Origin of the sequence: Sphingopyxis sp. HIX (assembly GCF_001468285.1) — a bacterium.
In the GTDB taxonomy this organism is placed as follows: Bacteria; Pseudomonadota; Alphaproteobacteria; order Sphingomonadales; family Sphingomonadaceae; genus Sphingopyxis.
Genome location: NZ_LNSB01000052.1, coordinates 23,255 through 35,970, shown reverse-complemented (window position 1 = coordinate 35,970; position 12,716 = coordinate 23,255). Strand labels below are relative to the sequence as shown.

Sequence of the window (12,716 nt, the reverse complement as noted above, 5' to 3'; positions counted from 1 at the left end):
CCCCGATACCCCGCCGAAACCCTACCCCGCGCCCGCGCGTTTTCCCTTCACCAACGAAGGAGAAACACCCATGCCCCTGTCCCACGACACGCTCGTCCTCGTCGCCGACGGCCGCAAGGCGCTGTTCCTGCGCAACGAGGGCGATGCACAGCAGATCGACCTGCGCACCGCCTCGCACCGCGAGCGCGAGGATCGCAAGAACAGCGACATCAAGACCGCGCCGTCGGGCCAGTCGCCCGCCCCAGCCGGCACCGGCCTCTCGGGCGGCACGATGGGCGAGCCCGATTTCCACCAGCAAGAGGAAGATCGCTTCGCGAAGGAACTCAGCGAGAAGGTCAACAAGATGGCGCTCGCGGGCGAGTTCGACGAACTGGTCGTCGTCGCCCCCGCGCGCACGATGGGCGAACTCCGCCCCTTGTGGCACAAGGAGGTGCAGAGCCGGCTGAAGGGCGAGCACGTCAAGGAAATGACCGACCGTCCGATCGGGGACATCGAAGCCCTGCTGCTCGGCGAAGGCTCGCCTCCCGGCTGATCAGCCGCGCGCTTCTTTCGCCAGCGTGCTCACGACGCCCCAGGCGATCAGCGCCTGTCCGCCGAAATAGAGCGGCCAGACCAGCCACATCGTGACGTCCTTGCTCAGCACCCCGCCCTCGCCTGCGAAGATGAACAGGTCGCTCGCGAGGAACAGCATCGCGCCGATCCCGGTGCGGTAGCGCGGAAAGCGGCTGGTCCACGCCGCCGCGGCCATCGCGGCGACGAACAAGGAGTAGACGGCGGCGTGCCACCAGCCCGGCTGTGGGCTCAGCATCCCCCACACGATGACCAGCGTGGCGGGCATGGCCAGCCAGCCGAGCAACCGCTGCGACGCCGTCATCTGCGGCCGCCGGTTCATCAGGTACAGCGTTATGGCGATCAGATGCCCGATCACGAAAGCGACCGCCCCCTTCTCCAGCCCGATCGCATCGAGCAGATAGTCGCCGAGCGCCCCGAACCCCAGCGCCGCCGCGATCAACCAGCCGTCGCGACCGCGCGCATTCGCCCCGGCCCAGAGCGCCAGGAAACCCACACCCGTCGTCTTCCACGCCCAGATCGCGGGTCCGTCGAGCCGCAGGAACACGGCGACGAAAAAGCTGATCCCGCCCGCCAGCGCCAGCCACCACAACCACTGCGCCCGATCCCAGCTTCGCTCACTCATCGCCCGCCCCTTTGCATCTTTGGTCCAACGCGCCTACTGCGCGGCGCACCAACCGCAAGTCAACGATTAGGGTAAAGAGTGGCGCACGACATCCACATCATCGGCGGCGGCCTCGCGGGCTCCGAAGCGGCCTGGCAGCTCGCCGAAGCCGGCTACCGCGTCCGCCTGTCCGAAATGCGCGGCGGCGGCGACATGACCCCCGCGCATCAGGGTGACACGCTCGCCGAGATGGTCTGCTCGAACAGCTTCCGCAGCGACGACGGCGACAGCAACGCCGTCGGCCTGCTCCACCGCGAGATGCGCAGCCTCGGCTCGATCATCATGCGCGAGGCCGACGCAACCAAGGTGCCGGCCGGCTCGGCGCTCGCGGTCGACCGCGACCTCTTCTCGGGCGGCGTCACCCGCGCGCTCGAAGCCCACCCCAACATCACGATCGTCCGCGAACGCATCGACACGCTGCCCAGCGAAGGCCTGACCATCGTCGCTACCGGCCCGCTCACCGCCGCCGCGCTCGCCGACAGCATCGGTGCCGCGACGGGCAAGGATTCGCTCGCCTTCTTCGACGCCATCGCGCCCATCGTCTACCGCGACAGCGTCGACATGGACGTCGCCTGGATGGCGAGCCGCTGGGACAAGGTCGGCCCGATCGGCGACGGCAAGGATTATATCAACTGCCCGATGGACAAGGAGCAATATCACGCCTTCGTCCAAGGCCTCGTCGATGGCGACAAGACCGAGTTCAAGGAGTGGGAGACCGACACGCCCTATTTCGAAGGCTGCATGCCGATCGAGGTCATGGCCGAACGCGGCGTCGAAACGCTGCGCTTCGGCCCGATGAAGGGCGTCGGCCTCGACAATCCGCGCACCGGGCGCTGGCCCTATGCGGTGGTCCAGCTGCGCCAGGACAATGCGCTCGGCACTTTGTGGAACATGGTCGGCTTCCAGACCAAGCTCAAGCATGCGGCGCAGGTCGAGCTCTTCCGCACCATCCCCGGCCTCGAAAAGGCCGAATTCGCGCGCCTCGGCGGGCTCCACCGCAACAGCTTCATCCGATCGCCCGAACTGCTCGACGGCCAGCTTCGCCTCAAATCGGCGCCGCATATCCGCTTCGCGGGTCAGATCACCGGCTGCGAGGGCTATGTCGAGAGCGCCGCGATCGGCCTTGTCGCCGCGCGCTTCGCCGTCGCCGAGCTCGGCGGCCGCACCCTGCCCCCGCCGCCGCCCGAGACCGCGCTCGGCGCGCTGCTCGGCCATATCACCGGCGGCGCCGACGCCGCGAGCTACCAGCCGATGAACGTCAATTTCGGCCTCTTCCCGCCGCTCGCCGAGGATGTGCGCAAGAAGGACCGCAAGCTGGGCTATACCCAGCGCGCGGGGACGAAGCTTGCCGAGTGGATGAAGCTGGCCGAAGGCGTCTCAGCCTAGCATTTGCACTTCGCCACCACCCGCTTCGGCGCCGTCGTCGCAAACTCCGCGCGGCTCAGCCCGCCCGACTTGTCCCGGTCCGCCCCCGCGAAGCGCTCGCCCGTCGCCCCGGCCCATTCCTCGAAGGTCAGCAGGTTGTTGCCGTCCTTGTCGAGCTTGCGGAACGCCGCGGTGCGCGTCGACATCATCTCGATCCGGCTCACCACCTCGTTGCGGTCGCGGTCGTAGCGGTTGAAGCGCCGCTCCTCGCGCGAGGCCTCCTTCGCCGCGGGCAAGGCGGGCGGCGCGGGCCCGCGCTTCGGTGCCCCCGCGGCGGCGACCGGGATCGGCCCCGGATCGGGCGGCGCGTCGGGGATGACCTCTTCCTCGGCGAGCTGCGTCTGCCCCTTCCACAGGAACACCCCGCCGGTGAGAAGCAGCACGCCGGCAACACCCCCGATCAGGAACCGCGAAACCGCCATCGCTACGCCCTCCGCCCGAATTGCGCAGGGCTATCATGGACATGGCCTGTCCGGCAACCGGATGCACCGCACATCGGATCGATCAAATGATCGAACGTCTTGTTCAAATTCGCGCTGACGATTGCTATATCCGATCAATGCACAACTATTTGCCCTCGCTCAAACAGATGCAATATCTCGTCGCGCTGCACGAGCACGGCCATTTCGGGCGCGCCGCCGACGCGTGCAATGTGACGCAATCGACGCTGTCGGCGGGCATCCGCGAGCTCGAGACCCTGCTCGGTCAGACGCTCGTCGAGCGCACGCGCCGCGTCGTCCGCTTCACCGCGCTCGGCGACAAGATCGTCGAGAAAGCGCACCGCGTGCTGCGCGAGGCCGAGGAACTCGCCGATATGGCCGCCGCCGCCGCCGCGCCGCTCGTCGGCGAGCTGCGCATGAGCGTGATCCCGACGATCGCGCCCTTCCTGCTCCCCAACATGCTCCGCCTGCTGCGCAAGACCCGCCCCGCGCTCAAGCTGTTCCTCCGCGAAGAACCGAGCGCGCAGGCGTGCGAGTCGCTCCACCACGGCGCGGTCGATTGCGTCCTGCTCGCACTCCCCTATGCCTGCGGCGACGTCGAGGCCGAGCAGCTCTTCAACGACGCGCTGTTCGTCGCCTTCCCCGGCGAGCAGTCGGAAAATCTCCCCGCGATGGTCAGCGCCGACCAGATCGACCCCGCGCAGATGCTGATGCTCGAGGACGGCCATTGCCTGAAGGACCACGCCCTCGCCGCGTGCAACCGCCCCGAACTCCGCGCCGGCGCGCGGATGATGGGCACCTCGCTGCACACGCTCGTCCAGATGGTCGACAACGGCCTTGGCATCACCATGCTGCCGCAGATGGCGATCGAGGCGGGCATCCTCGATCACACCGACATCGACACCCGGCCGCTCGATTCGGACCACGACTGGCGCACGATCGCGCTGGTCTGGCGCAAGGGCAGCCCGCGCGCCGAGGAGTTCCGGATGCTCGCGGACATCTTCAGGCAGCACCGGGCGGCCTGATTTGTCCTCCCCCTTCATGGGGGAGGCAGCGAGACTTACGAACTTTGTTCGTTAGTCGCAGCGGAGGGGGTGCGATCTCGGCCTGAAATTACCGTGAAAGAATGCACCACCACCCTCATCCAACTCCGCCTAAACCGCGTCGCGGCCAAGGCTCCATATCCTTCTCCCATCAAGGGAGAAGGAACATCAACCCCACCTCTCGGCGCGTTTGTGATCGCCCTCGCGCTGCTCGACCCACGCCGCGCGCCCGTCACCGAACGTCTCGCGCTTCCACAGCATCACGTCGGTCTTCAGCCGGTCGATCAGGAACTCTACCGCCGCCAGCGCCTCCGCCCGGTGCGCGCTGCTCGCGAGCACCAGCACGATCGTCTCGCCCGGCGCCATGCCGCCCACGCGGTGGATCAACGTCAGCGCCCCCAGGCTCCACCGCGCCCCGGCCTCGCCCGCCAGCGCTTCCAGCCCGCTCGCGGTCAGCACCGGATGATGGTCGAGGAACAATTCGGTGAGCCCGTCGTCGCCGCGCACCCGCCCAACGAAGCTCGCGCTCGCGCCATACCCGCCGGCGTCATGCGCCGCATATTCGGCCGCGACGTCGATGACGCCCGGCTGGACCGCGACGCGGATCATCCGCCGGTCACCGGCGGAAAGAGCGCGACCTCGCCGCTCCGCGGCACCACCGCGCCCGGCCCCGCCATATGCCCGTCGACCGCCGCGCGGATCCGCATCGGCTCGGCAAAGGCGCGCGCTCCGGCGTCGTCGCGGGCTGCGAGCCACAGGATCAGGTCGGCGACCGTGCGCACATCGTCGGGCAGCGTCACCGATTCCTCGCCGGTCCCCATCCGCTCGCGTACCCAAGCGAAATAGCTGAGCTTCAGGCTCATCGCTCAATCCATGTGCTTCAGGCCGACGCGCAGATAGTCCCAGCCGGTGATCAACGTCAGCACCGCCGCGCCCCACAGCGAGACGAGCCCCACCGTCTTGATCCAGACCATCGCGGGCAGCGCCCCCGCCAGGATCAGCGCGCCGAAGGCGACGAGCTGGAAGGTCGTCTTCCATTTGGCGAGCTTGGTCACCGGCATCGACACCTGCAGCGTCGCGAGGAACTCGCGCAGCCCCGACACGATGATTTCGCGCAGCAGGATCATCAGCGCCGCGATGACATGATAGCCGTCGATGTCGCGCGTGAAGACCAGCAGCAGGATCACCGCCGCGATCATGATCTTGTCGGCGATAGGGTCGAGGAAGGCGCCCAGCCGCGACACGATCCCGCGCGAGCGTGCAACATAGCCGTCAAAATAATCGGTAATGCCCATCAGGCAGTAGAGGCCGAAGGCGAGCGCATAGTCGATCGCCAGCGGCTGGTGCGATCCTTCGCGGACGCCCGGCCACAGCAGGAACAGCAATATGGGAACCGCCAAAATGCGCGACAAAGTCAGGACGTTCGGAAGGCTGAGCATGACCCCTGTTTCCCGCTTGCGCGGCCTTTAGGCTTTGACCCTGTCCGCCCTAGCCGATAAGCCCGCCGGGCGACAACCATATTGCCGGGGGGACATCGGATGCTCGCGCGATTTTTAACGGGATGGAACCACGCATGACCGGCTCTTTTGCGCTGTTGAAGCAACGCCGGTTCCTGCCCCTCTTCGTCACCCAGCTGCTCGGCGCGTTCAACGACAATCTGTTCAAGAACGCGATGGTGTTGTTCGTCGTCTATGGCGTGTTCAACGACGAAGCCTCCGAAACGATGTTCAGCGCGGTCGCAACGGCGCTGTTCATCATCCCCTTCTTCCTGCTCTCGGCGCTCGCGGGCCAGCTCGCCGACACGCGCGACAAGGCGCGGATCATCCGCATCGTCAAATTCTGCGAGATTTTGATCATGCTCGTCGGCGGGCTCGGGCTCGTGCTCGCGTGGATGGGCTTTGCGGTCCACCTGCTCGCCATCCCGCTGATGATGCTCGCGCTTTTCGCGATGGGCATCCACTCGACCTTCTTCGGCCCGATCAAATATGCGATCCTGCCGCAGCACCTCAAAAGCGACGAGGTGCTCGCGGGCACCGGGCTGGTCGAGGCGGGCACCTATATCGCGATCCTCGCGGGCACGATCCTCGCCGGGGTCATCGAGGTCGAATGGGCCGCGCTCGGCGTCGTGCTCGTCGCCGCGCTCGGCTACTGGACCGGCCGCAAGGTTCCCCCCGCGCCGCCCGAGCATGAGGAACATGGCATCGACTGGCACATCGTGCGTTCGTCGATCACGCTGGTGCGCGGCACGATGCACATCCCGCGCCTCTATCTCGCGATCCTCTCGATCAGCTTCTTCTGGACGATCGGCGCGGTGCTGTTCATCCAGTTCCCGCCGCTGGTGAAGAACATCCTCCACGCCGACAAGAGCGTCGCCAGCCTGTTCCTCGCGATCTTCTCGATCGGCATCGCGATCGGCTCGGTCGCGGTCAACCGCCTGCTCAAGGGCCAGGTCTCGGCGCGCTACAGCCCCGCCAGCGTCATCGTGATGGGCGTCTTCGTGCTCGCCTTCTACTGGGTGTGCCGCAACTGGGAACATGATCCCTCGGGCGTGATGTACGGCATCGACGGCTTCCTCGGCCACGCCGACGTCATCCCGCTGCTCGGCGCGCTGCTCGGCATCGCGATCAGCGGCGGCATGTTCGTGGTGCCGCTCTACGCCTTCCTCACCACCACCGTGCCCAAGGACCAGACCGCGCGCACGGTCGCGGCGAACAATATCGTCAATTCGGGCGCGATGGTCGCGGGCTCGCTGCTGGCGATCGGCCTCGGCCTCGTCGGCATCGGCGTCGTCGACCAGCTGCTGATGAGCGCGGTGATGTGCATCATCTCGGCTTGGCTGGCGGTCAAGCTGCACAAGGCGTGCGACGATGGCCCGGCAAAGGCCGGCGACGAGGATGAAGGCGTTCGGGTCTAAAGATCCTCCCCAACGCTTCGCGTGGAGAAGATTTTGCGGCAGCTACTGTTGCCCGCAACGGCACATCACATCAAAAACACCATCGCTGCCGTAAAGAACATCAGGAAGCTCTGCACGAACAGCTTCAGGTCCGATCCCTTGAAGACCTTCACCGGCTCGCGGTGCTGCTGGATCGCGTGGCGCAGTGCGCCCTGCCAGTCGGCGGGCGCGCTCATGCGTGCGATGACCAGCTGACGCTGGCCATGGTCGCGGATGCGGTCGCGGATATCGATGCGAAGCTCGGAGTCGAATTCGTCCATGCCCCGCAAGCTACGCCTGCGTTAACGAGTCGATAAGGTTAAAAAGTCGTTAACGCCCGGCGCGTCCGGGCACGTCCCGCCGCGGGACGCCGCGCGCTGCGAGCGTTAACGCGGCATCGCTCGCACGCGCACCACCCTCTTGTCGTCCAGCCCGCGCTGGAAACTCGCGCAGCGTCGCGGTTTCATCCGCGGCCCCAAGCAGAAGCGCACCTCTTTCAGCCATCCCTTGTCGTCGGCCGACACGGCCAGCATCTCGGGCCGTATCCCCTTGTTCACCGCGATGAACGCCGCGCGGATCGACCCCGCGGTCTGCGGCTTGGCCGCGAGCTTGCCCATGTCGGGAAAACGCACGGTCTCAAACAGGATCGACGCCGATTTGAAATAGGCCGCGGGGTTCGGGCTCATGCACGTGCCGTGCTTCGCCCATTCATGCTGCAGCAGCTGCGCCGAGGGCGTCATGCACAGATGCCGCTTCAGCACCGGCTGCGGCACGATCTTCGCCGGGCGGCACCATTGCGGATAGCCGGGGTTCGCCGCCTCGGGCCACAGCCCGTGCAGCACCCAGCCGAAGCGCCCGTTCTCGCCCGAACATTGGAAGCGGTCGCGTTTATCCTTCGCATCGCGCACCCCCGCGCAATGCTGCGGCGACCAGCTGAGGCTCAGCAGATAGCCCGCGGTCGGCGGCGTGCGCACCGGCTCGCCGCGCCGCGGCTGTTCGATCCGCGGGACGGCAATGCGGTCGGGCGCCTTGCACGCCAAGGCCTGCGCCTGGACGGCAGTGGGGGCGAGCGCGAGCAGCGCCGCGGCGGCGCTAGGCCAGCGCAAAATCGAGCCCGATGTCCGCCGCCGGCGCCGACTGCGTCAGCCGCCCGACCGACACATAGGTCACCCCGGTCGCGCCGATCGCGCCGATCGTGTCGAGCCGTACCCCGCCCGACGCCTCGGTCGGCACGCGCCCGCCGACGATGGCGACCGATTCGCGCAGCATCGCGAGGTCCATATTGTCGAGCAGCAGATGCGTCGCGCCCGCGGAGAGCGCCAGTTCGACCTGGTCGACGCGGTCGACCTCGACGATGATGTTGGCGATTCCGGCGGCGACCGCGCGGCGCACCGCTTCCTCGACCGACCCCGCGACCGCGACATGATTGTCCTTGATCATCGCCGCGTCCCACAGGCCCATGCGATGGTTGGTCGCGCCGCCCATTCGCGTCGCATATTTCTCCAGCACCCGCAGCCCCGGGATGGTCTTGCGCGTGTCGAGCAGCGTCGCCCCGCCGGCCAGCGCGTCGACATATTGCCGCGTCAGCGTTGCAATCCCCGACAGATGCTGCACCGTGTTCAGCGCCGACCGCTCGGCGGTCAGCATCGCGCGGGCGTTGCCCGACAGGCGCATCAGGTCGGTCCCGGCGGGCACTTTTTCGCCCTCGCCGACCAGTATCTCGATTCTCATGGCCGGATCGAGCGCGCGAAAGAACGCTTCGGCGATCGGCAGCCCCGCGACGGTGATCGCATCGCGGCTGTCCATCACCCCCTCGAAGCGCGCGTCGGCGGGGATCACCGCGGTCGAGGTGACGTCGCCGCCCACCCCCAGATCCTCGGCGAAAGTGCTGCGAACAAAGGCGTCGAGGTCGAAACCGGTCAGGGAAAAATCGCTCATGCCGCCCGCGATAATGGGCTCCCCAAGCAAATCAACTTGACGTTTACGTAAACTAGCGCTGACATGCTCGACACAGGTGAAGATAGAAGAGATCGGAGAGGTTCATGCTGTCCCCCATTTGCGCGATGCTCGGCATCGAATTCCCGCTCCTCGCCTTCTCGCACTGCCGCGACGTCGTCGTCGCGGTGTCGAAGGCGGGCGGAATGGGCGTCTTCGGCGCCGCGGGCATTCCGCCCGAACGGCTCGAGGAAGAACTCGCATGGATCGACCAGCATATCGGCGGCAGGCCCTATGGCGTCGACCTGATCGTCCCGAACAGCTTCGCCGGCAAGGGCGAAGAGAGAGCCGCGCGCCCCGCGATTCCCGACGAGCATAAGGCCTTCGTCGCCGATCTCCTCGAAAAGCACGGCGTCGACGCGGGCAGCGTCGGCGGGGCCAGTTCCAGCCTCGGCGACAATATGAGCGACGCCGGTGCTGCCGCCCTGCTCGAGGTCGCCTTTCGCCACCCGATCGGCCTGATCGCCAACGCGCTCGGCGTGCCGCCGCCGCTGATGCTCGAGCTCGGCAAGCGCAACGACGTCCCCGTCGCCGCGCTCGTCGGCACGCGCGACCATGCGCTGGCGCAGGTCCGCGCCGGGGTCGACATCCTCGTCGTCGCGGGCGGCGAAGCGGGCGGCCATTGCGGCGAGGTCGCGACGATGGTGCTCGTCCCTGAAGTCGCCGCCGCGGTCGAAGCCGTTGGCGCGACCACACCGATCCTCGCCGCCGGCGGCATCGTCACCGGGCGCCAGATGGCGGCCGCGATGGCGATGGGCGCGCACGGCGCCTGGACCGGCTCGGTGTGGCTGACCACGGCGGAGGCCGAGACCAACCCGGTGGTGAAGGAAAAGATGCTCGCCGCCTCGTCGCGCGACACGGTGCGCTCGAAGAGCCGCACCGGCAAACCCTCGCGCCAACTGCGCTCGCCCTGGACCGACGCCTGGGAAGCCGAGGGCGCGCCCAAGCCGCTACCGATGCCGCTCCAGTCGCTGGTCAGCGAACCCGCGCTGCGCCAGGTCGACAAGCTCTCCGAAGGCGGCCACGAAGGCGCGAAGCATCTCGCGACCTATTGGGTCGGCCAAGGCGTCGGGCTGATGAACGAGGCGATGGGCGCCGGACAGGTCGTCCAGCAGTTCAAGGAGGACTGGGTCGCCGCCTGCGAACGGCTGAACGGCTTTATCGGCGATTGATCAACCGTCGCCCCCGCGAAGGCGGGGGCCACCGGAGGCGTTGCGCTAGGCCGATGGCGGCCCCCGCCTGCGCGGGGGCGACGCCAAATCAGGCGACGGTCGCCTTGACGATCTTGCCCGGCTCGCGCGGCGGCTCGCCCTTGGGCAGCGCGTCGACATTTTCCATGCCCTCGATCACTTCGCCCCACACGGTATACTGGCGGTCGAGGAAGCGCGCGTCGTCGAAGCAGATGAAGAATTGGCTGTTCGCGCTGTTCGGGTTCTGCGAGCGCGCCATCGAGCACACGCCGCGGACGTGCGGCTCGGCGTTGAATTCCTGCGGCAGGTCGGGCAGCGGGCTGCCGCCCATGCCGGTGCCCGTCGGGTCGCCGCCCTGCGCCATGAAGCCCGGGATCACGCGGTGGAACACGACGCCGTCGTAAAAGCCTTCCTTGGCGAGGCCGGCGATGCGCTCGACGTGCAGCGGTGCGAGGTCGGGGCGCAGGCGGATGACGACGTCGCCGGTCGACAGCGACAGGGTGAGGGTCTGTTCGGTCATGGAAAGCTCCTGAAAAAGGGGATTGGCGGTCCCATAGCCGCGCGGCGCCTTAATGCCACGCAGAAATTGCGCAGCCCGCCCGCGCGGCGTTGCCTTATCGCAGGCGCGGGCCTAGGGGGAGGCAGAGACACCGCACAGCCAGGGAGGACCGCGCGATGGACAAACGCGAAGATTCCCTGCCGCCCGACGACGTGCTGGTCGAGGCCCCCGAAACCGAACTCGACGAGGACGACCGGCTGAAGCCCGAATTCGTCCGCGACGTGATCGACCTCGCCGAGGCCGGCGAGGGCGAAGCCGCGCGCGAGCGTATCGGCCGCCTGCACCCCGCCGACATCGCCGACCTGTTCGAGCTCGCGCGCGCCGACGAGCGCCCGATGCTCGCCGCGGTGATCGGCGACCTGCTCTCCGCCGACGTGCTCGCGGAAATGAACGACTATGTGCGCGAGGAGCTGATCGACCTGCTCGCGCCCGAGCAAGTCGCCGAGCTCGCCTCCGAACTCGATACCGACGACGCCGTCGCGATCATCGAGGACATGGAGGAGGACGAGCAGCAGGCGGTGCTCGAGGCGATGGAGCCCGAGGATCGCGCCGCGATCGAGGACGCGCTCTCCTTCCCCGAGGAAACCGCCGGGCGCCTGATGCAGCGCGAATTCGTCGCGGTGCCCGAACATGTCACCGTCGGCGACGTCATCGACCGGCTGCGCGAAGACACCGAGCTGACCAGCGATTTCTGGGAAATCTTCGTCGTCGACCCGCTGCACAAACCGGTCGGCACCTGCCAATTGAGCTGGATCCTGCGCACCCCGCGCGACATCGCGATCGGCGACGTGATGAAGCGCGAACAGACGTTGATCCCGGTCGACATGGACCAGGAAGAGGTTGCCCTCCGCTTCCAGAAATATGCGCTGATCTCGGCCGCGGTCGTCGACAAGGCCGGACGCCTCGTCGGGATGATCACCGTCGACGACGTCGTCCACATCATCCAGGAAGAGGCCGGCGAGGATATCCTGCGCCTGTCGGGCGCCGGCGACGGCGACATCAACGAACCGATCCGCGATACGTATGTGGCGCGCGTCCGCTGGCTCGTCGCCAATCTCGGCACCGCGCTCGTCGCGTCGAGCGTCGTCGCCTTTTTCGGCGGCGCGATCGAACATATGGTCGCGCTCGCCGCGCTGATGCCGATCGTCGCGGGGGTCGGCGGCAATGCGGGCACCCAGACGCTCGCGGTGACCGTCCGTGCGCTCGCGATGAACCAGCTCACCGATTCGAACAGCTGGCGCGCCATCTTCCGCGAAATGAAGATCGCCTTGCTCAACGGCGGCACGATCGCCGCGATCGCCGGGGTCGCAACCGCACTGTGGTTCGGCAACCCGCTGCTCGGCGGCGTCATCGCCGCGGCGATGATCGTCAACATCTTCGTCGCCGGGGTCGCGGGGGTCGCGATCCCGCTTCTGCTCGACCGGCTCGATCAGGATCCGGCGGTCGCGAGCTCGATTTTCGTGACGATGACGACGGATTCGATGGGCTTCCTGGCCTTCCTCGGCCTCGCCGTCGCCAGCGGGCTCACCTCGTTCGGCTGACAAAGTGCTGGAATCGCAAGCGATTCAAAAGAATCGAAAAAAATTTCGCCTCCCCAGCTTTTTTTGGGAACTTATCCACCGCACCGGTCGTTTCCCATATGAGCAGCGGTCATCGCCCCCCCGCAGCGCTGCTCAGCAACATTGGCCCGGCGCGTATTCCCTCCCCCCCCCTCGAAGCGTGCCGGGCCATTTTGCATCTGGTCCAAAAAACAAGGTGAGGAACGATGACGAGTTTTCGCGCAATCATTCTGGCGTTGATGGCAAGCTTTCTGGTCGCTGGCTGCAACGCGGTGCAGGGTGCGGGCCGCGATATCGAATCGGTCGGTAAAGCTGGCGAAGACGCCATCGACTGACCGG

At 67.2% G+C, this 12,716-nt stretch carries 16 protein-coding genes; 7 read left to right on the top strand and 9 right to left on the bottom strand.

Annotated elements, in window-relative coordinates; all coding sequences use genetic code 11:
• Positions 1-70 precede the first annotated feature (70 nt).
• Positions 71-532 carry a host attachment family protein gene (locus ATE62_RS19935; RefSeq protein ID WP_058809464.1) on the top strand — a complete coding sequence of 154 codons (462 nt, stop codon included), beginning with the start codon at positions 71-73 and terminating at the stop codon, positions 530-532.
• On the opposite strand, the gene ATE62_RS19930 is transcribed toward ATE62_RS19935, so the two are convergent.
• A complete protein-coding gene (locus tag ATE62_RS19930) occupies positions 533-1,195 on the bottom strand; it encodes a lysoplasmalogenase (protein ID WP_058809463.1) in 663 nt (220 codons plus the stop codon).
• A 78-nt stretch (positions 1,196-1,273) separates the two neighbouring features.
• Here ATE62_RS19930 and trmFO point away from each other — a divergent pair, with 78 nt between their 5' ends.
• A complete protein-coding gene (gene trmFO, locus ATE62_RS19925; protein ID WP_058809462.1) occupies positions 1,274-2,620 on the top strand; it encodes a methylenetetrahydrofolate--tRNA-(uracil(54)-C(5))-methyltransferase (FADH(2)-oxidizing) TrmFO in 1,347 nt (448 codons plus the stop codon).
• On the opposite strand, the gene ATE62_RS19920 is transcribed toward trmFO, so the two are convergent.
• A complete protein-coding gene (locus tag ATE62_RS19920) occupies positions 2,617-3,081 on the bottom strand; it encodes an EF-hand domain-containing protein (protein ID WP_058809461.1) in 465 nt (154 codons plus the stop codon). The genes trmFO and ATE62_RS19920 overlap by 4 nt on opposite strands.
• A gap of 137 nt (positions 3,082-3,218) precedes the next feature.
• Here ATE62_RS19920 and ATE62_RS19915 point away from each other — a divergent pair, with 137 nt between their 5' ends.
• Entirely contained in the window at positions 3,219-4,124 is a 906-nt protein-coding gene (locus ATE62_RS19915; RefSeq protein ID WP_058809460.1) for a hydrogen peroxide-inducible genes activator, read from the top strand.
• A 186-nt stretch (positions 4,125-4,310) separates the two neighbouring features.
• Here ATE62_RS19915 and ATE62_RS19910 read toward each other — a convergent pair whose 3' ends face one another.
• Genes ATE62_RS19910 through pgsA form a run of 3 tightly spaced genes read right to left on the bottom strand, consistent with a single transcriptional unit; the run spans position 4,311 to position 5,581 of the window.
• On the bottom strand, positions 4,311-4,751 hold the full coding sequence (locus tag ATE62_RS19910) for a molybdenum cofactor biosynthesis protein MoaE (RefSeq protein WP_058809459.1): 441 nt from the start codon (positions 4,749-4,751) through the stop codon (positions 4,311-4,313).
• Positions 4,748-5,005, bottom strand: coding sequence for a MoaD/ThiS family protein (locus ATE62_RS19905; protein WP_197411727.1), 258 nt, complete (start codon positions 5,003-5,005; stop codon positions 4,748-4,750). The genes ATE62_RS19910 and ATE62_RS19905 overlap by 4 nt, the downstream gene beginning before the upstream one ends.
• A gap of 3 nt (positions 5,006-5,008) precedes the next feature.
• A complete protein-coding gene (gene pgsA, locus ATE62_RS19900; RefSeq protein WP_058809458.1) occupies positions 5,009-5,581 on the bottom strand; it encodes a CDP-diacylglycerol--glycerol-3-phosphate 3-phosphatidyltransferase in 573 nt (190 codons plus the stop codon).
• A 134-nt stretch (positions 5,582-5,715) separates the two neighbouring features.
• Between pgsA and ATE62_RS19895 the strand changes: the two genes are divergently transcribed.
• The gene (locus ATE62_RS19895; RefSeq protein WP_058809457.1) at positions 5,716-7,056 is read left to right on the top strand and encodes an MFS transporter; all 1,341 of its coding nucleotides are present in this window, start codon (positions 5,716-5,718) and stop codon (positions 7,054-7,056) included.
• A gap of 65 nt (positions 7,057-7,121) precedes the next feature.
• Here ATE62_RS19895 and ATE62_RS19890 read toward each other — a convergent pair whose 3' ends face one another.
• The 3 genes from ATE62_RS19890 to nadC form a co-directional block, all read right to left on the bottom strand.
• Positions 7,122-7,355 carry a hypothetical protein gene (locus ATE62_RS19890; RefSeq protein WP_058809456.1) on the bottom strand — a complete coding sequence of 78 codons (234 nt, stop codon included), beginning with the start codon at positions 7,353-7,355 and terminating at the stop codon, positions 7,122-7,124.
• Between the two features lie 105 nt (positions 7,356-7,460).
• Positions 7,461-8,180 carry a ribonuclease T2 family protein gene (locus ATE62_RS19885; protein WP_058809455.1) on the bottom strand — a complete coding sequence of 240 codons (720 nt, stop codon included), beginning with the start codon at positions 8,178-8,180 and terminating at the stop codon, positions 7,461-7,463.
• A complete protein-coding gene (gene nadC / locus ATE62_RS19880; RefSeq protein ID WP_058809454.1) occupies positions 8,167-9,012 on the bottom strand; it encodes a carboxylating nicotinate-nucleotide diphosphorylase in 846 nt (281 codons plus the stop codon). Before nadC ends, ATE62_RS19885 begins: the two co-directional genes overlap by 14 nt.
• Positions 9,013-9,116: 104 nt before the next feature.
• On the opposite strand from nadC, the gene ATE62_RS19875 reads away from it, so the two are divergent.
• Complete coding sequence (locus ATE62_RS19875; RefSeq protein ID WP_058809453.1) at positions 9,117-10,241, top strand: NAD(P)H-dependent flavin oxidoreductase; 1,125 nt, start codon at positions 9,117-9,119, stop codon at positions 10,239-10,241.
• A gap of 88 nt (positions 10,242-10,329) precedes the next feature.
• Here the strand turns inward: ATE62_RS19875 and ATE62_RS19870 are convergent, their stop codons facing one another.
• Positions 10,330-10,779 (bottom strand): peptidylprolyl isomerase, encoded by a 450-nt coding sequence (locus tag ATE62_RS19870; RefSeq protein WP_058809452.1) that lies wholly within the window; start codon positions 10,777-10,779, stop codon positions 10,330-10,332.
• A 155-nt stretch (positions 10,780-10,934) separates the two neighbouring features.
• Between ATE62_RS19870 and mgtE the strand changes: the two genes are divergently transcribed.
• Both mgtE and ATE62_RS19860 read left to right on the top strand, forming a co-directional pair.
• Positions 10,935-12,359, top strand: coding sequence for a magnesium transporter (mgtE, locus tag ATE62_RS19865; protein WP_058809451.1), 1,425 nt, complete (start codon positions 10,935-10,937; stop codon positions 12,357-12,359).
• A gap of 257 nt (positions 12,360-12,616) precedes the next feature.
• Positions 12,617-12,712 (top strand): entericidin A/B family lipoprotein, encoded by a 96-nt coding sequence (locus ATE62_RS19860; RefSeq protein WP_443028877.1) that lies wholly within the window; start codon positions 12,617-12,619, stop codon positions 12,710-12,712.
• Positions 12,713-12,716: the final 4 nt, after the last annotated feature.